Source organism: Mesorhizobium sp. CNPSo 4688 (assembly GCF_057784295.1).
Genome location: NZ_JBWLUY010000016.1, coordinates 54762 through 74481 on the forward strand (window position 1 = coordinate 54762; position 19720 = coordinate 74481).

Consider the following 19720-nt stretch of genomic DNA (forward strand, 5'->3'; position numbering starts at 1 on the left):
CAGAAAATTTCGGGTGGGCAATATGTACGAGACCCGTCAGTCGGTCTGTCACAACCAATCTCTGCGTGCCGATTGTCGCTGATTGTCTCTGAAAGGATTTATCTTTATTTTCAGTATGTTACGTCGCAGATTGGCGTAGGTTCGGCGGCGTTTGAGTGGGCCTGAATCATTCCCACTCGATCGTTCCTGGCGGTTTCGAGGTCACGTCGTAAACAACACGGTTGATGCCCTTCACCTCGTTGATGATGCGGGTGGCGGCGGCGCTCAGGAAGGCCATGTCGTAGTGGTAGAAGTCGGCGGTCATGCCGTCGACCGAGGTGACGGCGCGCAGCGCGCAGACGAATTCGTAGGTGCGGCCGTCGCCCATGACGCCGACGGTCTGCACCGGCAAAAGCACGGCGAAAGCCTGCCAGATGGCGTCGTAGAGGCCGGCCTTGCGGATCTCGTCGAGATAGATGGCGTCGGCCTCGCGCAGAATTTCGAGCTTTTCGCGGGTGATGCCGCCGGGGCAGCGGATGGCGAGGCCAGGGCCCGGGAACGGATGGCGGCCGATAAAGCTTTCGGGCAGGCCGAGCTCCTTGCCGAGCGCCCTCACCTCATCCTTGAACAGTTCGCGCAGCGGCTCGACCAGCTGCATGTTCATGCGCGCCGGCAGGCCGCCGACATTGTGGTGCGACTTGATGGTCACCGACGGGCCGCCGGTGAAGGAGACGCTTTCGATGACGTCGGGATAGAGTGTGCCCTGCGCTAGGAAATCGGCACCGCCTAATTTCTTGGCCTCTTCCTCGAAGACTTCGATGAAGAGCCGGCCGATGGTCTTGCGCTTTTTCTCAGGGTCGGACTCGCTTTCCAGCGCCGAGATGAATTTTTCCGAAGCGTCGACCAGAATGAGCGGCAAATTGTAGTGCTGGCGGAACATCGCCACCACGCCCGCGGCCTCGTCCTTGCGCATCAGGCCATGGTCGACGAGGATGCAGGTGAGCTGGTCGCCGACCGCCTCATGGATCAACAGCGCGGCGACGGAAGAATCCACGCCGCCCGACAGCGCGCAGATCACCTTGCCCTTGCCGACCTGCTTGCGGATGGTCTCGACGGCATGCTCGCGATAGGCGCGCATGGTCCAGTCGCCTTCGATGCCGGCAATGTTGTGGACGAAGTTCCTGAGCAGCCTGGCGCCATCCGGCGTGTGCACCACTTCGGGGTGGAACATGATGCCGTACATCTTGCGCGCGACATTGCCGAAGATGGCGAAGGGCGAGCCTTCAGACTTGCCGAAGACTTCGAACCCCTTCGGCAGCGAGATGACGCGGTCGCCATGGCTCATCCACACCTGGTGGCGCTGGCCGGGCGCCCACAGGCCTTCGAACAGCGGGCTATCCTTCTCGATCTCGACGAAGGCGCGGCCGAATTCGCGATGGTTTGAGCTTTCGGCAACGCCGCCCATCTGCACGCACAGCGCCATCTGGCCGTAACAGATGCCGAGCACCGGCACGCCGGCATCGAAGACGATCTGCGGCGCGCGCGGGCTGCCTATGTCCGATGTCGAGGCGGGACCGCCAGACAGGATCACGGCTTTGGGATTTATGCGCTTGAAGGCAGCTTCGGCCGATTGGAACGGCACGATCTCGGAAAACACGCCAGCCTCGCGGATGCGGCGGGCGATGAGCTGCGTAAACTGGCTGCCGAAATCGACAATCAGGACTGTATCGGGATGATTGGCTGTCGTCATGGCGAGCCTTTAGAGAAAGAAACGAGTCGGCGCAATGGGTTGTGTAACCCGACTTTCAGAGCGGCGACGGCTCGTCCCCAGGCTGTTCCTTGCGCAGCAGGCCGGACCCGATGGCCTGTTCGAGGCGCATGACAGCATCCGCCAGCTTCTCGTCGATGACATGCAGATATTCAGTCCAGCCACCGACATGCCGCAGGTCAGCCGCGCCGTCGGAAATGCCGCGCAGGCCGATCAGCGGGATATCGAACAGTTGGCAGGCGCGCAGGCAAGCGAAGGTCTCCATGTCGACCATATCGGCGGCGATTGCGTCATAGGCGCCGCCGGTGATGATGGCGCCGCCGGTCGACAGGCTGGCCTCCTTGATGTCGGGAATCCGAAACGGCAGCGGCACGGTTGCCGGCAAATCGAGAAACGGCGTTGCGCCCTTCTCGAACCCTAAGGGCGAGGCGTCGATGTCGCGATAGCTAACCGAGACGGCCTGGTAGATTTCCGTCTGCTCAAGCGTGCGGCTGCCGGCGGAGCCGAGCGAGACGACGAGATCGGGCAGCGTCTTCTCGGATTTCAGCCAGGACAGTTCGGCGCCGAGGCGCACGCCTGCCTCGACCGGGCCGACGCCCGTCATCAGCGGCGTGAACAGTTTCTGCAGATGCGGACCGTACTCGGCCTGCGCGGCCATGACGAAGAGGACATTTTTGCCGCCAATGCGCGTAATTTTGGCCATCAGCCTGCAATCCCGTCACGCCCGACCACCGTCATCATCGTCCCGGTCATGGTGGCGATCAGCTTGGCCTCGCCGTCGACGGCAAAGGCATAGGCCTGGCCGTCTGCGACGATGATGGTGCGGCCGGGTTTGGTTACCGAGCCGCGAAACAGGAAACGCTCGCCCCGGCCCGGCGCCAGGAGGTTGACCTTGAACTCGATGGTCAACACACCGGAATTTTCCGGCATCAGCGAAAACGCAGCATAGCCGCAGGCCGAGTCCAACGCCGTCGAAATCACGCCGGCATGCAGGAAACCATGCTGCTGGGTGAGTGCCGCCGAATAGGGCATCTCGATCTCGATGATGCCAGGCGTTACCAGCGTCAGCTCGGCGCCGATCGTCGCCATGGCCTGCTGGCGCGCGAAGGACGCCCTGACGCGATCCTCGTAGTCGGGAGCCGGTACGATCTTTGCTGCTGTCATGGCTGTCGCCCTGATTGATCTGCAGAAGCTTATCGCAGAGGCTGGAACGGCAGGCAAATGCTTTTGCTGCACTGCAGCAATCGGCGCTTCCCTGCCGCCAGGCAATGCAAGCCGGCTGGCGTCAGCCGATTTGCGGCAAGGCTCAGGCCGCCCGGCGCAGCGCGCAGAAGTAGAACCCGTCGGTGCCGCTCAGCGCTGGCGACAGCGAGATGTCGCCGGCCTTGCCAACCCGCGCGGCCGCTGCATGGCCGGGAAAGCTGATATCCCAGAGTGCGCGATGATCGACCGGGACGAAGCCCTTGTGGCGCTCGCGGAAGGCGGCGATCTGCTCGCCATTCTCCTCATCGAACACCGAACAGGTGATGTAGACCAGGAGGCCACCAGGTTTGACATAGGTTTTAGCGGCATCAAGGATCGCCGACTGTTCGTTCTTGCGGGCATCGAGCTGTCTCTGTGTCAGCCGCCATTTGGCATCGGGACGGCGCCGCCAGGTGCCGCTGCCGGTGCAGGGCGCATCGACGAGCACGATGTCCATATGGCCCGCGAGGGGGCTAAGTTCGGCCGGCTTGGTGACCACCTGCACATTGCGGTTTTCCGAACGGCGGATGCGGTCGAAGATCGGCGCCAGCCGCGCCTTTTCGGCGTCGTGGGCGAAAACCTGGCCTTTGTTGGCCATCGCCGCCGACAGGGCCAGCGTCTTGCCGCCGGCGCCGGCGCAGAAGTCGAGCACCTGCATGCCAGCTTGCGCCCCGGCCAGCGCCGCAACGATCTGCGAGCCCTCGTCCTGGACCTCGAACCAGCCTTTCTGGAAGGCGGGCTCAGCCTGCACATTCGGATGCCGGCCATCGCCGTCGATCGGCGGAATGCGGATGCCTTGCAGCGCGATAGCGGCCGGTTTGGCGCCGGTGTCGGCGAGTTCCACCAGCACCTTGGCGCGGTCGGCCTGTAGCGTGTTGACCCTTATATCGAGCGGCGGACGAGTGGCCAGAGCTGCGCCCTCCTCGACCCAGCCTGCGCCAAAGGCTCGCTCGAACAGCGGCGCGCACCAGTCGGGAATGTCGGCTCGCACCGCCTCCGGGGCGTCTTCGGAGCGGCGTTCGGCCAGCGCCTGCAACTCGCCGGCACTGAGCAGCGGCGGCGCGAACTTGTCGCCGTCGAGCGCATCGTTGAGCGATTGCGCCGTCTGGCCCCATTCGATGAGCAGCGCACCGAAGCCGATGGCACGTGGCGTGTCTTCACCCAGCAGCCAGCCGGCGGAACGCTTGTGGCGCAGCGCATCGTAGACAATGTTGCCGATCGCCGCGCGGTCACCACCGCCGGCGAAGCGATGCGACAGGCCCCAATCCTTCAGCGCATCGGCTACCGGCCGATGGCGCCGGCCAATGTCTTCCAGCACTTCGATGGCTGCCGCCAGCCGTCCGCCCAGTCGCATTCGTCATTCCATTCAATCGAGCTTTCCCGGCCTGCTCTTAGAGCCTTTCACGTCGAGATTGAACCCCGCTTGCGTTTGGCGGCGACAAGGCCATTGCGATCAGGGTCGGCGAATTTCCCGGGCCGGCAAATGTCCGCCTGCCAGCGAAAGCAACTCTCCAATATATGCGGAGCCTCTAATGTTGGTAACTGGCCGCCGCAAGCATCACCTGTGGAGCAACTGCTCTGCTTTCCAAGCTTTTGCGTTGGGAATACTCTTTGCGCCATGATTCGCAGCGCAGAAAACGCGGACCTGCGGATCGATACGAGGAGAGGGCAATGAAAACGTATCTTGCGGAAGTTCTAGGGACATTTCTGTTGGTGTTCATCGGCACGGCGTCGGTGGCGACGGGCGGCTTTCTGGCCGATCTGCCGCTCGGCCAGGAAGCCATCGGCCTGGCGTTCGGCATCGGCCTGATTGCGGCTGCCTATGCGGTCGGCCCGATCTCCGGCGCGCATCTCAATCCAGCCGTCACACTCGGTGTCTTCCTTGCCGGCCGGCTGCCGGCCAAGGATGTCATCCCTTACTGGATCGCGCAGGTCATCGGCGCCATCCTGGCCTCGCTGGCGCTGTGGATCATCGTCTCCGGCCAGACCGGCGGACACACCACCGGCTTCGGCGCCAATGGCTGGGACGTGGCGAAATGGGGGATGAGTTCGGCCTTCCTCTGGGAGCTGATCGGCACTTTCACCTTCGTCACCGTCATCCTCGGCGTCACCGCGGAAAAGCACTCGACTGCGTTCGCAGGCCTGGTCATCGGCCTGACCCTGGCAGGGTTGCACTTCGCCATGATCCCGGTGACCGGCACCTCGGTCAATCCGGCACGTTCGATCGGCCCGGCGCTGTTTACCGGTGGCGCCGCGCTCAGCCAGCTCTGGCTGTTCATCGTTGCGCCGCTGATCGGTGGCGCCATTGCCGGCGTCGTCGCCAAGGCGCGCATCTTCGAAAAGGACTGATTTTCGAAAGCATAAACAAAAAGGCGCGGGCCTCGGCCCGCGCCTTTTTGTTGGGAGGGCTGCGATCAGCCGACGATGTCGAAGCGGTCGGCGTTCATTACCTTGGTCCAAGCCTTGACGAAATCGCCGACGAATTTCGGCCCGGCATCCGCCGACCCGTAGACCTCGGCCAGCGCGCGCAATTGCGCATGCGAGCCGAAGATCAGGTCGGCGCGGGTAGCGGTCCATTTGACCGCCTTGGTCTTGCGGTCGCGCGCTTCGTAGACCTCGTGCGAGCCCGGTTCAGTGCCGGTGGCCGGGTCCCAGACGGTTGCCATCGAGAGCAGGTTGACGAAGAAGTCGTTCGTCAGCGTGCCCGGCCTGTCGGTGAGCACACCATGCTTCGAGCCGCCGGCATTGGCGCCGAGCACGCGAAGGCCGGCGACCAGCACCGTCATCTCCGGCGCCGTCAGGTTGAGCAGTTGCGCGCGGTCGACCAGTAACGCTTCGACCGACATCGGCAACTTACCGCCGACATAATTGCGGAAGCCATCGACTTTCGGCTCGAGCGCGGCGAAGGAATGAACGTCGGTCTGCGCTTGCGAGGCGTCGGTGCGGCCCGGCGTGAACGGCACCTTCACCGCGTTGCCGCCATCCGTCGCGGCCTTCTCGACCGCGGCGACACCGCCAAGCACGATGAGGTCGGCCAGCGACACCTTCTTGCCGCCAACGTTGAACTCCTTCTGGATGGCCTCGAGCTTTGCCAGCACCTTGGCCAGTTCGGCCGGCTGGTTGACCTCCCAGTCCTTCTGCGGTGCCAAACGAATGCGTGCGCCATTGGCGCCGCCGCGCTTGTCGGAGTTGCGGAAGGTCGAGGCCGAGGCCCAGGCGGTCGAAACCAGCTGCGAAACGGTGAGGCCCGAAGCCAGGATCTTGGCCTTCAGGGAAGCGATATCCTGGTCGCTGACCAGTTCATGGTCGATTGCCGGCACCGGATCCTGCCAGATCAGCTCTTCCTTCGGCACCAGCGGGCCGAGATAGCGCACGATCGGACCCATGTCGCGATGGGTCAGCTTGAACCAGGCGCGGGCGAAGGCGTCGGCGAACTGCTCGGGGTGCTCATGGAAACGCCGCGAGATCTTCTCATAGGCCGGGTCGGCACGCAGCGCGAGGTCGGTGGTGAGCATGGCCGGTGCATGGCGCTTGCCCGGGTTGTGGGCGTCCGGCACCGTAACGGCGCCGGAACCGCCTTTCGGCGTCCACTGATGAGCGCCGGCGGGGCTCTTGGTCAGCTCCCATTCGAAGTTGAACAGATTGTCGAAGAAGTTGTTGCTCCACTTGGTCGGCGTCGTCGTCCAGGTGACTTCGAGGCCCGACGTGATCGCATCGCCGGCAATGCCTGACGCATGCTTGCTCGACCAGCCGAGGCCCTGCGCCTCGATGCCGGCGCCTTCCGGCTCGGCGCCAACAAGGGCTGCATCACCGGCGCCGTGGGTCTTGCCGAAGGTGTGACCGCCGGCGATCAGCGCCACGGTTTCCTCGTCGTTCATCGCCATGCGCCCGAAGGTCTCGCGGATATCGCGCGCCGAGGCCAGCGGATCGGGCTTGCCGTTCGGCCCTTCCGGATTGACGTAGATCAGCCCCATCTGCACGGCGCCAAGATGGCCTTGCAGTTCACGGTCACCGGAATAGCGCTTGTCGTCGAGCCACTTGGTTTCCGAACCCCAGTTGACGTCCTGCTCGGGCTCCCAGACGTCGGCGCGGCCGCCGGCAAAACCAAAAGTCTTGAAGCCCATCGATTCCAGCGCGACGTTGCCGGTGAGGATCAACAGGTCGGCCCAGGAAATCTTGCGGCCGTATTTCTGCTTGATCGGCCACAGCAGCCGGCGCGCCTTGTCGAGATTGGCGTTGTCCGGCCAACTGTTCAACGGCGCGAAACGCTGTTGGCCGGCGCCGGCGCCACCGCGGCCGTCACCAATGCGATAGGTACCGGCGCTGTGCCAGGCCATGCGAATGAACAGCGGCCCGTAATGGCCGAAATCGGCCGGCCACCAATCCTGCGAATCCGTCATCACCTTGTGCAGGTCCTTGATCACCGCATCGAGGTCGAGACTCCTAAACTCCTCGGCGTAATCGAACGCCTCGCCCATCGGGTCGGAAAGGTTCGACTGCTGGTGGAGAACGCTGATGTCGAGCTGGTTCGGCCACCAGTCACGGTTGGTCCTGGCGGAGGTTCCATGCGCAACCGGGCATTTGCCGGCGCTGTTGTCGTCGGTGTTCGCGTCCATCTTAGCCTCCGAAGTGCTGATTTTCTGTGTTGGTTTTCCGGGCCGGCCGGGAGCCGCGCCACTCTGGAATGGTTCCAGACTAGGCCGTCTCCTCGATAAAAACAAATTGCCTTTCCTGTTTGTTGCGATAGGTTTTCCTTATGATTGGTCTCACCGTCCGGCAGATGCAATATTTCGAGGCTTTGGCGCAAACCTTGCATTTCGGCCGCGCCGCAAAGCTCGTCGGTGTCAGCCAGCCGGCGCTGTCCGCACAGATCGCCGAGATGGAGCAAAGGCTGAACTGCCGGCTGTTCGAACGCGGCGGCAAGACGGTGCGGATGACCGAGGAGGCGCAGGCTCTGCTGCCGCGCATCGAGCGCATCCTGCGCGATATCAGCGAGGTCGAGACGACGGCGCGGCGCGGCCGCCCGGCCATGGAAGGGCGCTTCCGGCTGGGCATCATCCCGACGGTGGCGCCCTATCTGCTGCCGCATGTTCTGCCGGAGCTGAAGCGGCATTTTCCGTCCCTTCAGCTCGAGCTGCGCGAAGCGGTGACGGCGTCGCTGGTCGAGGACACGGCGACGGGACGGCTCGACGCCTTCATCGCCGCGCTGCCGCTCGACCAGCCAGGTCTGGTCACCGAGGCGCTGTTCGCCGACCGCTTCTTCCTCGCCGTGCCGTCAGGCGACCCGGCCTTTGCCTCGCCGCCGGTGCCGCCGGAAAGCCCGGCGCTGGAGCGGCTGATGCTTTTGGAGGAAGGCCACTGCCTGCGCGAACAGGCGCTGGCGCTGTGCGGCAGCGTGCGCCCGGTGGCGATGGCAAGCTACGGCGCTACCAGCCTGACGACGCTCTTGCAGATGGTGGCGCATGGGCTCGGCGTCACGCTGATCCCGGAAATGGCGGCAAGACCGGCCAGCGCCATGCCCGATCTGAAGATCGTGCCGTTCCAGGAGCCGATGCCGCAGCGCATGATCTGCCTGGCCTGGCGCCGCAACAAGGTGCGGCATGACGAGTGCGTGGAACTGGCCAAGATCATTCGTGGGCTGGATCAGGCGGTGCTGGCGGCGTAAAAGGCCAGCCAAGCGTCACAGAACCCGGGACAGACAGGTCCCCGGTGATTTCAGGTTGGCGATCATCGCATGCCCCCAGATGATGACCTAGGAAGCCGCATCATTGTCTGCCATGGCGCGAGTCGCGTTCTGGTGCGGACGGAATAGAAAATAGAAAGCGACGATGTGCGTGATCATCAGCAGCGGCACGTAGAGGATCGGGACCGCATAGGTGGCCCCCAACAGGCCCGCATGGGCAGGCAGGTCGACCTGGATAGCTTGGTAATAGTCGACGACGAGGTCGACCGTTCCGACGACATTGAAGGCGACGACGAATAGCCAGAAGAGCCGGCGTATCCTCAGGGTGAGCAGCGCTAGCATGGCCAGCAGCCCGGTTGCGAAGTCGCCATAGGCGGCAAAGATGGCGAAGCTGGCGGGCAGATCGGGGCTGACGACGCCTGGAAGGATGAAGACGAGGCCGAAGAAGCGGAAGCTGTGCAGCGTGGCGATAGCACGTTGCGCCGCGATCCGGTCCATAGATCCGAGCCAAGGCCAGATGTACGCACCAAAGCACAGTAGCCACGCGACATAGCCGAGAACGAGATGGGTCTGAAAGACGATCTCCGTCGACATTCTGATCTCCTGTCAGCTGTTGATCGACGCGGCCTCGAACACCGCGGTCAGGATGCCGAGCCGGCCTTCCATGAGATTTCGACCCAAATTGGCTGCAAGCTCTGCAAAGTCCGATCCCATCACCACGCCGAGATTGGGCGAAGGCGGAGGACCCGACGCACGCAACTGCGCGAACCAGGCCCTGGCGATCTCGGTGTCGTCTTGCCATGCCAGCATGCGGAAGCCGGCCGGTTCGATCGCCTCGCGCGTCGCGTTGATTGTCAGGAGGTAGCTTGTCGCCGGCGTTTGCGCCCAGGGAAGCGGATAGTGCGGCTCGCCGCCGCCCAACACGACGTCGAAGGTGGCAAATCTGCCACTTGGCTTCAGCACGCGCCGAATCTCGTGGTAGAGCCCTGCCCGGTCGGAGATGTTCATCGCCACATGTTGCAGCAGCACGATGTCGAAACGGCCGTCATCGAATGGAAGCTCCAGGGCGCTGGCGGTCTTGAACAACAATTGCCCGCTCTGTCCCGTGCGCTCGGTCAGATAGCGCGCGGCATCCACGAAAGGCTCGCTGAGGTCCACGCCGGTAACCCGGCAGCCATAGGTCGCAGCCAGAAAGCGCGCCGGCCCGCCGACGCCCGAGCCGACATCCAAAACCGACATACCGGTGGCAATCCCCGCCAATTGGGCAAGCTCTGCGGTGGCAGCAAGCCCACGGGTATGAAACTGGTCGAGGGTACCCAATTGCTGCGGCGTGAGAAGCTGATCCTCCGGGCCGAGAGCAGCCAGTGCCGTCTTCAGCCGCTCAGTCAGGCCGGTCGCGCGATAGTGGTCGCGCACCCCATCAAATTCATCGGTCATGGCAAAATGTCTCCGAGGTTCAGCTCTTACTTAAATCCGCTTCCATAGTTCGACTAGCCGCTGTAATCACAACAACCCATGAAGCAGAACTACACAATCCGGCACGGTGGGTTGGAGGGCGTCGAGGTGTTCCTGGCTGTCGCCAGGCACAGCAACTTCCGCCGCGCCGCCGCCGATCTCGGCGTGACGCCGTCCGCCGTGAGCCAGGCGGTGCGCTCACTAGAGGCGCGCATGGGCGCGGCGCTGTTTGTCCGCACGACACGCAGCGTCGGTCTGACCGAGGCCGGTCAGCGCTTCCTCGACCGTGCCGGCCCTGCCTTCGAGGAGATCGTCGCCGCAGGCGAGGCCGCGCGTGATGTCGGCCAGCGGCCGACCGGCCTGCTGCGCCTGTCAGTGCCGCGCGCCGTCGTGCCGTTGATCCTGGAGCCGGTGATCGCGTCATTCTGCCAGGCTTATCCCGAGATCGAACTGGAGATCGCCGCGAGCGACGAGATGGTCGATCTGGCGACCGGCGGGTTCGATGCCGGCATTCGCCTCGGCCAGTTCATTGCCACCGACATGGTGGCGGTGCGGCTGACCCCTTCCTTCTCGTTCGTCGTCGTCGGCAGCCCTGACTATCTTGCGCGCCACGGCCGCCCCGAGCGTATCGACGACTTGCGCCACCACGCCTGCCTACGCTTGCGCCGCTCGAACCGCGCCATCGCACCCTGGACATTCGTCGACGGCAACGAGGCGATCGAGGCCATGGTCTCCGGCCCGCTGATCGCCCACGACTACCCGACATTGCTCGGAGCCGCGATGCGTGGGATTGGGCTCGCGCAGATCCCTCAACCCGTCGTCGAAGGTCCGATTGCCCAGGGAAAACTTGAGTCGGTGCTGGACGACATCGCGGCGACGACGCCGGGCGTCTTCCTCTATCATCCCGGCAAGCGCCAGATCCTCCCGAAGCTGCGCGCCTTCATCGACCACCTCAAATCCGCGGTCTGAAATGAAGAATGATGGCGGAAACCTTGGCGCTTCCCTCCTCTCAAGATCGTGCCGTTCCAGGAGCCAATGCCGCAATGCACGATCTGCCTGGCGTGGCGCCGCAACAAGGTGCGGCATGACGAGTACGTGGAACTGGCCAAGATCATTCGTGGCACTCGACCGCGAGGTGCCGCGATGGGATCAGCCGCTGCTGTCGGACTTCCATGCCGTGGATGTGGTGATGGTCTGTCAGCGGCGCGGCGGTGTGCTGCACTTCCTGTTGCTGCATGCCGTGGAGATCGGTTTTCGTGATGCGTTCAATTCGGCCCGAGCCTGCAATTGACCGCCACGAAGCATTTGCGCGACCCCTTTCAGCGGTCCCTCGTCGAACTCATTGAAGAAGGAATCGTACACGCTGACATCTGGGCTTCGGACGAAGGCGGCCGTTTCGACCACAACCGTGTGCGCTACCGCATCGTCCAGCTACCTGACGGGTTGGAATGCCCCGATGGCCCGGCGGCCTCGTGGGCGACGCTGTCGCAGATACGCAAGCTTCTGAAGATTTCCGGCGCATTGACCAATGAAGCGCGCAGCGTCCTGTCCCTGCTGCTTCCGTATCTGTGGAAAGCTTGAGTCACGCTGTCTTCTGCGCCACCAGCCCCAAACTCCTCCACCATCGCCTCGCGCATCAAGATCGAGGCGCCTCGTCTTCTTCAATATCCAATCCGAGATCGGCTCATCTCTTTGCGAGATGGTCAACCAGACGGGCTGCCTCCTCGGCAACGCCGGGTACCGTGCCCGACTTCCGCGTTGATGCGAAATCGAGGCCGGTGAAATAGATGCCGGGATCGACGCCGATGCCGTCCTCGTGCAAGGGCTGACCAACTGCATCGAGCGCGCCGGGCAGCCCAATCCATCCGAAATCGCCAGTAAAGCCGGTAGACCAGATTACCGAAGAAATCCTGCTGGCCGCCAGGTCGATCGAGCGTATGGGTGGGCTCGGCAGTCGCGGCTCAACCGTTTCGGCCGGGTCATCCTCGGCTGGCGGCGCGTGAAGGCCCGTGTGCTCGATATACTGGTCGACCAGGCGCTTCGCATGTGCGGAGAGCTCGTCGGCAAAGCGAATATGGTCGTCAAGCTCATCGCCGAAGACGAAGCTCTCGTTGTCCATCCCTAAGAATCGACCAAGCAGAACGACGCCCTGCGCGCTGAGCGACTGCAGGCTGATGGTGTGGGTCGCGCCGAGCAGCGGGCGCGGTGGCAATTTGCCGGATGGCAGGATTAGTTCCCGGCGCGGGAGATCGAGATGACCACTCAAGGTCAGCCAGTTGAGCATGCTGCCGCCGCGATAGTGTCGCACCCAGCGGCCATTGCGGCATGTCGCCAGAAAGACGGAGCGCCCAGCCAGAACTAGGTCTTCGGCAATCTGGCCGCCCGATTGGCCGCTGCCGACCACCAACACCGCACCGTCGTCAAGTGCGGCCGCACTGCGATATGCGGAGGAGTCGATCTGGCGAAGTGTCGGCGGCAGGTCGGCGGACCAGGGCGGGCGGACCGGACAATTCAGATTGCCAGTCGCGATCACCACGTTGCGCGCCCGAACCGTGCCATCCGGCGTCGTCATCCGATAGTGACCATTGTCTCCTGTCAGCTTCTGCACCGGACTCCCGGTTCTCACCGGCAATCGGTGCCGCTCTATGTAGCTCTCCAGATAGGCGACGAATTCGTGGTGTGTGATTGCACCCCAAGGATCCGGCCCGTCGTAGGCATCGCCGGGGAGGATCGAGCGTATGTTGGGCGAATTCAGCAGGAAGGAATCCCATCGCTGTGTTCGCCATGTTTCGCCGACGCGGCTTCGTTCAAGCACGCAATGCTTGAGCCCCCGTTGTTTCAGAAAATAGCTCGCACCGAGCCCGGCCGAACCGGCGCCTATGACAACGGCATCAAGTATTCCCCCCACCGTGTTCCCCAACAAAGATCCACTTCGAAAATAATATTGTGCGAGGGCGGAGGCGAGGGCGCTCACGCTCGCAATGCGGCGAGGCATTTCGTGCCGCCCTTGAACCAGGACAATGTACCGCAAGGAGCCTGTTTCCGACAGCCCCAGGGATGGAAGCCATCCCTACTTCGCGGAAGCGTTCTCTTCTCAGCTAGCTGTAGCGGTTTGTCAGCCGGCAGCCGCCTCATCCCTGCATCTGATCGCCAGATCGCACCAAAGCCTCAAGGTATAAACATCAGAAATACATAAGTAAAAAATACAACAGTAATGGGCTCTATGCCTCACACCATACTGTCCCCACTATTTGATGTAGATGAGCACGTACCTGCTTTTGTAGGGCTGGTAGTATTTCGTGCCGCACTTCCAGATCACGATCCCACCACTATAGGTGGTCTTCACGCAGCCCGTTGGAAGTGTTGTAATGTAGATGGTGGTCTTCTGGATGACGACCGTCTTTGCTTCCGCTGATGCGATGAAACCGAATCCAGAGGTGCCTGCCATCGACGAAATCGCGAGCAAAGCTCCAATGGCAAATGTGCGCGCAAACAAACCGCGTCTGACCATAGGTTTCCCCTCTCCTTAACCTGCAGCCTCTCTAATATAGCATCAGCGAGCGAATGCCTCAACAGATCGATTGATTCCGTTACATTGAGGCGCGGCCAGATCGTCGATGCAGCCCCGGTATAGCCGGACCCTGCATCAGTGGCCGGCAACAATTTCACGGCACAAAGATCAGAAACACATACGTAAGAAACACCACGACATGGACCATGCCGGTCAGGAAGGTCGTTCTTTCGGTGCCGAAACTCACGCTGCATATGAAAAGCGCCAGAACCAGAAGCACGGCATCGGAGGCCGAAAGTCCCAGGGTCAATCCCCTCCCCGTCAGCAGGCTGGCGGCCGCGACCCCCGGTATCGTCAAACCGATGGTGGCGCAGGCCGAGCCCATCGCGACGTTCAGGCTTCGCTGCAGCTCATTCCTGAAGGAGGCGCGGATTGCCGAGATGGCCTCCGGCATCAAAACCAGTGCCGCTATCAACGCGCCCACAATGCTGTCAGCCTGCTTTATCTCGTAAGCGGCCAGCGCATCCTCCACGCCTGCGGCGACCTGCTCGGCGAGCATGACTATTCCGATGAGCCCGCACAACAGCAACAGGGCGCTGACAAAAATGCCGTCGGCGGAGGCCGTTCGCACCGGCGCGTCGTGTGCCTGTCCCTGGACGAAGTCCTCCCGGTGCCGGACAGTCTGGGCAAACACGAAGCCCGCGTAGAGCAGCACCGAAAGGACGCTTACAAAACCAAGCTGAGCCGCCGAAAACGTGCCTGGACCCGTGGCCTGGGTGTAGGTCGGAAGAATAAGCGTCATCACGGTCAGCGCGGTCAGCACCGACAGGTAGGCGCTGGTCCCTTGCCGGACGATAGCCTGCTTGCGATGAAGCCAGCCGCCAAGCGTGAGGCATATGCCGACGACGCCGGTGGAGGTGATCATCACCGTCGAGAAAACGGACTCGCGAGCCAGCGTCGGATTGTTTTCTCCGTGCAACATCATGGAAACGATGATCGACACTTCGATCGCCGTCACCGCAAAAGTCAGCACCAAGGTTCCAAACGGCTCCCCCACGCGCCGGGCGACTGCCTCGGCATGCTCGAGCACCACGAAAATGGTGGTGAACATGATCGCGCTCGACAGCGCGCCAACGAGGATCCTGAGGTTCAGCGATCCTTGGTCGACCGAAAGGCCGCTGGCCCTCACCGCGAGAGCCATGGCCAAGGCACCCAAAGGCATCACCCAAGACACCACCGATCGCCCGAAACCGCCCGATGCGGCCTTGGATGTTGCAACCTTGGGCGTTTGCGTAGGCCTGTCTTCAAGCATCCAGCCAACATTCCACGAGATCAGCGGGCCTTGCCGGCCAGCGTTCGCTGATCCCGCTCAGTCGTCGGATAGGCCGAGCCCTAGAGCACCCTATCCCAATTCCTGAGGCAAAATCACCGCGCACTTTTGCTGGAATTGCGGTGGCCCTATTGGGGCGTATTCTCCTTGACGACCTTCTGGCATTGCGGCGTCAGGTCACCCAGATGATCGTTCAGGCACTTGATGATGCGGCCTCCGCCCTGCTCCACCCCCTTGCAGAATTTCTCGTAGTCAGACTGGCAGGCTTCGCGCTCGGCCGCAGTCTGCGCAAATGCGACATTGACCGTCACTTGAGTTGCCAGAAAAAGCACGGTTAACGCAATCCGCATGACAAACTCCCCAAAAAAAGCTAGGTTCACGCAATTTCACAGCAATACGATATATATAGCGAAGTATTCAGAGGGGCAAAATGGTTTTCTCATGGAGGAGAGCCGCGCCGACGGCTGGTTCATTCGCGCTTGCAGCAATTTTATTGTGCGCCTGCAGCAATGAAAACAGTTACGTGCCGCCCCCGCCACCCAAGATAGATGTAGCACTTCCGGTCAAGCAGACTGTAACCCCCTATCTCGAGGCCACAGGCAGCGCCGCGGCGGTGAACACGACGCCGCTGGTTGCGCGTGTCTCCGGCTTCATCCAGGAAATCGACTATAAGGACGGAGATGAGGTCAAGGCTGGTACCCGGCTGTTCCTGATCGAACAGGATACCTACCAATTGGCACTCGAACAGGCCCAGGCCGGGCAGGGTTCGGCCGACGCCTCCGCCAAGCAGTCCGGAGCCGACCTCAAGCGGCAGCAGGAACTGCTATCACAGAAGATCATTTCGCAATCGACCCTCGATCAGTCTGCCGCCGCGGCGGATGTCGACGCCGCCAAGCAGAAGCAGAGCGCCGTCGACGTCGAGCAGGCCCAGCTCAATTTAAGCTACACCGAGGTCAAGGCGCCGTTTGCCGGAATCGTCGGCGCCCGCCAGGTGTCGATCGGGCAACTGGTTGGCGCCGGCAGCGCGACTACGCTGGCGACCATCGTTCAGCTCGCGCCCATTTATGTCAACTTCAACATCTCGGAGCAGGACGTGCTGCGCATTCGCGCCGCCATGGCCAAACGAGGCCTGACCGGCCAGGACCTCAAGAAGATACCGGCCGAAGTCGGCCTGCAGAACGAGACAGGCTATCCGCACAAGGGAATGCTGGACTACGCCTCCCCTGAAGTTACGGCCACCACCGGCACGCTCGCGGTGCGCGCCGTGCTGCCCAACGACGATCGGGCATTGCTTCCGGGTTACTTCGTGCGCGTGCGCGTGCCGCTGGGAGAGGAACCGGACGTGCTGCTGGTTCCCGACCGGGCGATCGGAAGCGACCAGAGGGGTCGCTACCTGCTCGTTGCAGGCAAGGACGACGTCGTCGAGGAACGTCCGGTCGAGATCGGCCAGCTTGTCGGTGCCTTGCGCGTGATCAGCAAGGGGATCACCGCGGAAGACCGCGTCCTGGTCTCCGGCTTGCTGACGGCCGTGCCCGGCCAGAAGATCGAGCCGCAGGTGAAAACGCTGGAAGCGGCTGCGGCCGACGGCGCTGCCAAATGATCTCCAAATTCTTCATCGAGCGGCCGGTCCTGGCCAATGCAATCGCCGTCCTCATGGTCGTCATCGGCCTGGTCTCGCTCTTCGGCCTGCCGGTGGCGCAATATCCCGACGTGGTGCCGCCGACCGTTTCGGTGACCACACGCTATCCTGGCGCCAGCGCGCGCTCGGTTATCGACACGGTGGCGCTGCCGATCGAGCAGCAGGTCAACGGCGTCGAGGGCATGCTCTACATGCAGTCCTTCTCCGCGTCGGATGGCAGCTACAATCTGACCGTCACTTTCCAGATCGGCACGGACCTCGACCAGGCGCAGGTGCGTGTCCAGAACCGGGTGTCCACTGCGCTCGCATCGCTGCCGCAGGCAGTGCAGGTGCAGGGCGTCAACGTCCAGAAGAAATCGACCTCCATCCTCGAGATCGTCACGCTGACGTCACCGGACAAACAATACGACAGCCTTTATCTCGCCAACTACGCAACCATCCGGCTGAAGGACGAGCTCTCCCGGATACCAGGTGTCGGCAACGTGAACGTGTTCGGCGCCGGGCAGTATTCGATGCGCGTCTGGCTCGACCCGCAGAAGATGCAGGTGCGCGGTCTTACCACCCAGGACGTCGTCCAGGCGCTGCAGCAGCAAAGCGAGCAGGTCACCGCGGGCCAGGTTGGCGCGCCGCCGGCGCCCGACGGACAGTCCTTCCAATATACGATCGAAGTGTCCAGCCGCCTTGACGACCCCGATCAGTTCGGCGCGGTGATCGTCAAGACCGGCGCCAACGGCGACCTGACCCGCGTGCGCGACGTCGGCCGGGTCGAGCTCGGTGCCCAGACCTATGGGCAATTCTTCAATCTCGACGGCCAGCAGGCGGCTGGCCTGGCCATCTTCCTGTCGCCCGGCGCCAACGCACTCGACGTGGCCGGCAAAGTCGAGGCCAGGATGAAGGAACTGTCTGGCGAGTTCCCGCAAGGCCTTGCTTACTCGATCCCGTTCAACACCACGATCTTCGTCAGCCAAGCGATCGACGAAGTCTATAAGACGCTGCTTGAGGCCGCGGTGCTGGTGCTGATCGTCATCTTGCTTTTCCTGCAGGACTGGCGGGCGATGCTGGTGCCGGCAACGACCGTGCCGGTGACCATCATCGGGGCCTTCGCGGCGATGCTCGCGCTTGGCTTTACCGTCAACCTGTCGACCCTGTTCGCCATCGTGCTTGCCATCGGTATCGTCGTCGACGACGCCATCGTTGTGGTCGAGGGGGCCGCGCACAACATGGAGCGCGGCATGTCTGGCCACGATGCGGCGGTCGCGGCCATGAATGCGCTGTTCGGGCCGATCATCGGCATCACGCTTGTGTTGATGGCGGTGTTCCTGCCGGCTGCGTTCCTGCCCGGCCTGACAGGGCAGATGTATGCGCAATTCGCATTGGTGATCGCGGCAACTGCCTTGATCAGCGCCGTCAACGCGGCAACGCTGAAGCCCACGCAGTGCGCGACCTGGCTGAGGCAGCCGGTGCCGCTGGACAAGCGAAACGCCTTCTTCCGCAGCTTCAATGCCGTCTATCAGCGGGCGGAAAACGGCTACGCCCGCCTAATCGGATCCATGGTGCGCCACAGCACGGTGATGGGCATAATCGCGTTGCTCATCATTGGCGCGGCGGGCTACGGCATGTCGCGCGTGGCCACCGGTTTCATTCCGATCGAGGACCAAGGCTATCTGCTCGCTTCGGTGCAACTGCCTGACGGCGCGTCCCTCGGCCGTACGCAGGAGACGCTGCAGCAGATTTCGAAGATCGCGAAGGCAACGCCGGGCGTAGACCAGGTGGTGACGATCGCCGGCTTATCGGCCCTCGACAACAACTCGACTTTAGCAAATGCCGGCGTTGCCTACATCATCCTCAAGGACTGGAGCGTGCGGGGCAAGGGTGAGGATCTCGCCTCGCTTTATGCGACGCTGAACAAGAACCTGTCAGACATGGCGGACGGCAATGTCTTGGTGCTGCCACCGCCGCCGATCCAGGGCATCGGCAACGCCGCCGGCTTCACCATGCAGGTCGAGTTGCGTGACGGCAGTTTCGACCTTGCGAAGTTGCAGGGCGCGACCAGCGCGCTGACCAGGGCAGCAGCGACGCAGTCCGGCATCCAGCGCGTATCGGCAACGTTCCGATCCAACGTCCCGCAATACCAGGTCGAGTTCGACCGCGAAAAGGTACAGATGCTCGGGCTGACCACCGACCAGGTGTTTCAGACGCTCGCCGGCTATCTAGGCTCCACCTATGTCAGCCAATTCAACAAGTTCGGGCGGGTCTTCCAGATCTATGTGCAGGGCGATTCTCAGTTCCGCCTGTCGCCCGAGGACATCGGCCGCCTGACGGTGCGCAACCAGAACGGCGATATGATCCCGCTTGGCACGGTGCTGACGGTCACGCCAAGCGTCGGCCCCTCGCTGATCAGCCTCTATAACCTCTATCCCTCCGCATCGGTCCTTGGCGTGCAGGCGCAGGGTTTCTCATCAGGTGACGCGATCAAGCTGATGGAAGCGGCCGCGGCCGACACGCTGCCTCCCGGGACCGGCTACGAGTGGACTGCGCTCTCCTTCCAGGAAAAGCTCGTCGGCAGCCAGATCTACCTGGTGTTCGGCATGGGACTGCTGTTGGTCTATCTGGTGCTGGCGGGCCAGTATGAGAGCTGGCTGGCGCCGATCTCGATATTGCTCGCCGCGCCGCTTTCGCTGGTCGGCCCGGTGCTGGTCCTCACCGGGCTCGGCATCGATAACAACCTCTATGTCCAGATCGGCCTGATCCTGCTGATTGCGCTGTCGGCCAAGAACGCCATTCTGATCGTCGAGGTCGCGCGCGAATTGCGCGCCGCCGGCAAACCGATCGTCGAGTCGGCGATCGAGGCCGCGCGCGCCCGCTTCCGCCCCATCTTGATGACGTCCTTCGCCTTTATCCTCGGCGTCGCGCCACTGGTGCTGGCGACGGGTGCCGGAGCCAGTGCGCGCAAATCGATCGGCATCACGGTCTTCTCCGGCATGATCGCCTCCACCTGCCTTGCTGTTCTCTTCGTGCCTGCCTTCTTCGTGATCTTGCAGCGGTTTGAGGAATGGCGCGCCGAGCGCAAAGGGAAGCGGGAGGTCACGTCCACGCTTCCCGGCTAGGCACGG

The 19720-nt window shown here is 62.8% G+C and carries 16 protein-coding genes and 2 pseudogenes; 7 read left to right on the forward strand and 11 right to left on the reverse strand.

Going from position 1 to position 19720, the window contains the following annotated elements; all coding sequences use genetic code 11:
* Positions 1–166: 166 nt before the first annotated feature.
* From guaA to AC04SH_RS26695, 4 genes are all read right to left on the reverse strand, one after another.
* Positions 167–1729 (reverse strand): glutamine-hydrolyzing GMP synthase, encoded by a 1563-nt coding sequence (gene guaA, locus AC04SH_RS26680; RefSeq protein ID WP_488577219.1) that lies wholly within the window; start codon positions 1727–1729, stop codon positions 167–169.
* 55 nt (positions 1730–1784) lie between these two features.
* Entirely contained in the window at positions 1785–2450 is a 666-nt protein-coding gene (locus tag AC04SH_RS26685; RefSeq protein ID WP_488577220.1) for a 5'-methylthioadenosine/S-adenosylhomocysteine nucleosidase, read from the reverse strand.
* Positions 2450–2911, reverse strand: coding sequence for a PaaI family thioesterase (locus AC04SH_RS26690; RefSeq protein WP_477237627.1), 462 nt, complete (start codon positions 2909–2911; stop codon positions 2450–2452). Before AC04SH_RS26690 ends, AC04SH_RS26685 begins: the two co-directional genes overlap by 1 nt.
* A 142-nt stretch (positions 2912–3053) precedes the next feature.
* Positions 3054–4343, reverse strand: coding sequence for an RsmB/NOP family class I SAM-dependent RNA methyltransferase (locus tag AC04SH_RS26695; RefSeq protein WP_488577221.1), 1290 nt, complete (start codon positions 4341–4343; stop codon positions 3054–3056).
* A gap of 317 nt (positions 4344–4660) precedes the next feature.
* Between AC04SH_RS26695 and AC04SH_RS26700 the strand changes: the two genes are divergently transcribed.
* Positions 4661–5338, forward strand: coding sequence for an MIP family channel protein (locus tag AC04SH_RS26700; protein WP_112562434.1), 678 nt, complete (start codon positions 4661–4663; stop codon positions 5336–5338).
* Positions 5339–5403: 65 nt separating this feature from the next.
* Here the strand turns inward: AC04SH_RS26700 and katG are convergent, their stop codons facing one another.
* Positions 5404–7605, reverse strand: a complete 2202-nt coding sequence (katG, locus tag AC04SH_RS26705; RefSeq protein ID WP_488577222.1) for a catalase/peroxidase HPI — start codon at positions 7603–7605, stop codon at positions 5404–5406.
* Between the two features lie 140 nt (positions 7606–7745).
* Between katG and AC04SH_RS26710 the strand changes: the two genes are divergently transcribed.
* Positions 7746–8654 carry a hydrogen peroxide-inducible genes activator gene (locus AC04SH_RS26710; protein WP_488577223.1) on the forward strand — a complete coding sequence of 303 codons (909 nt, stop codon included), beginning with the start codon at positions 7746–7748 and terminating at the stop codon, positions 8652–8654.
* A gap of 87 nt (positions 8655–8741) precedes the next feature.
* On the opposite strand, the gene AC04SH_RS26715 is transcribed toward AC04SH_RS26710, so the two are convergent.
* Positions 8742–9266 (reverse strand): hypothetical protein, encoded by a 525-nt coding sequence (locus AC04SH_RS26715; RefSeq protein ID WP_488577224.1) that lies wholly within the window; start codon positions 9264–9266, stop codon positions 8742–8744.
* Positions 9267–9278: 12 nt separating this feature from the next.
* Positions 9279–10109 carry a class I SAM-dependent methyltransferase gene (locus AC04SH_RS26720; protein WP_488577225.1) on the reverse strand — a complete coding sequence of 277 codons (831 nt, stop codon included), beginning with the start codon at positions 10107–10109 and terminating at the stop codon, positions 9279–9281.
* A gap of 78 nt (positions 10110–10187) precedes the next feature.
* On the opposite strand from AC04SH_RS26720, the gene AC04SH_RS26725 reads away from it, so the two are divergent.
* The 3 genes and pseudogenes from AC04SH_RS26725 to AC04SH_RS26735 all read left to right on the forward strand — a co-directional run bounded on the left by AC04SH_RS26725 (position 10188) and on the right by AC04SH_RS26735 (position 11708).
* Positions 10188–11096 carry a LysR family transcriptional regulator gene (locus AC04SH_RS26725; RefSeq protein WP_488577226.1) on the forward strand — a complete coding sequence of 303 codons (909 nt, stop codon included), beginning with the start codon at positions 10188–10190 and terminating at the stop codon, positions 11094–11096.
* A gap of 33 nt (positions 11097–11129) precedes the next feature.
* A pseudogene (locus AC04SH_RS26730) lies at positions 11130–11249 on the forward strand (hydrogen peroxide-inducible genes activator); the annotation flags it as partial.
* Positions 11212–11708: pseudogene (locus AC04SH_RS26735) on the forward strand (NDP-hexose 2,3-dehydratase family protein). The pseudogenes AC04SH_RS26730 and AC04SH_RS26735, both read left to right, overlap by 38 nt.
* Positions 11709–11811: 103 nt before the next feature.
* On the opposite strand, the gene AC04SH_RS26740 reads toward AC04SH_RS26735, so the two are convergent.
* From AC04SH_RS26740 to AC04SH_RS26755, 4 genes are all read right to left on the reverse strand, one after another.
* Complete coding sequence (locus tag AC04SH_RS26740) at positions 11812–13035, reverse strand: flavin-containing monooxygenase (protein WP_488577263.1); 1224 nt, start codon at positions 13033–13035, stop codon at positions 11812–11814.
* Positions 13036–13374: 339 nt separating this feature from the next.
* The gene (locus AC04SH_RS26745) at positions 13375–13638 is read right to left on the reverse strand and encodes a hypothetical protein (RefSeq protein WP_488577227.1); all 264 of its coding nucleotides are present in this window, start codon (positions 13636–13638) and stop codon (positions 13375–13377) included.
* A 154-nt stretch (positions 13639–13792) separates the two neighbouring features.
* A complete protein-coding gene (locus AC04SH_RS26750; protein ID WP_477237609.1) occupies positions 13793–14950 on the reverse strand; it encodes a calcium:cation antiporter in 1158 nt (385 codons plus the stop codon).
* A gap of 146 nt (positions 14951–15096) precedes the next feature.
* Positions 15097–15318, reverse strand: coding sequence for a cysteine rich repeat-containing protein (locus AC04SH_RS26755; protein WP_477237607.1), 222 nt, complete (start codon positions 15316–15318; stop codon positions 15097–15099).
* An 80-nt stretch (positions 15319–15398) separates the two neighbouring features.
* Between AC04SH_RS26755 and AC04SH_RS26760 the strand changes: the two genes are divergently transcribed.
* Complete coding sequence (locus tag AC04SH_RS26760) at positions 15399–16568, forward strand: efflux RND transporter periplasmic adaptor subunit (protein ID WP_488577228.1); 1170 nt, start codon at positions 15399–15401, stop codon at positions 16566–16568.
* Positions 16565–19714, forward strand: a complete 3150-nt coding sequence (locus AC04SH_RS26765; RefSeq protein WP_488577229.1) for an efflux RND transporter permease subunit — start codon at positions 16565–16567, stop codon at positions 19712–19714. Before AC04SH_RS26760 ends, AC04SH_RS26765 begins: the two co-directional genes overlap by 4 nt.
* Positions 19715–19720: the final 6 nt, after the last annotated feature.

Excerpts from the sequence above, each read along its gene's own strand:
- guaA (WP_488577219.1), bottom strand. The coding sequence starts at position 1,729 with ATGACGACAGCCAATCATCCCGATACAGTCCTGATTGTCGATTTCGGC.
- AC04SH_RS26685 (WP_488577220.1), bottom strand. The coding sequence starts at position 2,450 with ATGGCCAAAATTACGCGCATTGGCGGCAAAAATGTCCTCTTCGTCATG.
- AC04SH_RS26690 (WP_477237627.1), bottom strand. The coding sequence starts at position 2,911 with ATGACAGCAGCAAAGATCGTACCGGCTCCCGACTACGAGGATCGCGTC.
- AC04SH_RS26695 (WP_488577221.1), bottom strand. The coding sequence starts at position 4,343 with ATGCGACTGGGCGGACGGCTGGCGGCAGCCATCGAAGTGCTGGAAGAC.
- AC04SH_RS26700 (WP_112562434.1), top strand. The coding sequence starts at position 4,661 with ATGAAAACGTATCTTGCGGAAGTTCTAGGGACATTTCTGTTGGTGTTC.
- katG (WP_488577222.1), bottom strand. The coding sequence starts at position 7,605 with ATGGACGCGAACACCGACGACAACAGCGCCGGCAAATGCCCGGTTGCG.
- AC04SH_RS26710 (WP_488577223.1), top strand. The coding sequence starts at position 7,746 with ATGATTGGTCTCACCGTCCGGCAGATGCAATATTTCGAGGCTTTGGCG.
- AC04SH_RS26715 (WP_488577224.1), bottom strand. The coding sequence starts at position 9,266 with ATGTCGACGGAGATCGTCTTTCAGACCCATCTCGTTCTCGGCTATGTC.
- AC04SH_RS26720 (WP_488577225.1), bottom strand. The coding sequence starts at position 10,109 with ATGACCGATGAATTTGATGGGGTGCGCGACCACTATCGCGCGACCGGC.
- AC04SH_RS26725 (WP_488577226.1), top strand. The coding sequence starts at position 10,188 with ATGAAGCAGAACTACACAATCCGGCACGGTGGGTTGGAGGGCGTCGAG.
- AC04SH_RS26745 (WP_488577227.1), bottom strand. The coding sequence starts at position 13,638 with ATGGTCAGACGCGGTTTGTTTGCGCGCACATTTGCCATTGGAGCTTTG.
- AC04SH_RS26750 (WP_477237609.1), bottom strand. The coding sequence starts at position 14,950 with ATGCTTGAAGACAGGCCTACGCAAACGCCCAAGGTTGCAACATCCAAG.
- AC04SH_RS26755 (WP_477237607.1), bottom strand. The coding sequence starts at position 15,318 with ATGCGGATTGCGTTAACCGTGCTTTTTCTGGCAACTCAAGTGACGGTC.
- AC04SH_RS26760 (WP_488577228.1), top strand. The coding sequence starts at position 15,399 with ATGGTTTTCTCATGGAGGAGAGCCGCGCCGACGGCTGGTTCATTCGCG.
- AC04SH_RS26765 (WP_488577229.1), top strand. The coding sequence starts at position 16,565 with ATGATCTCCAAATTCTTCATCGAGCGGCCGGTCCTGGCCAATGCAATC.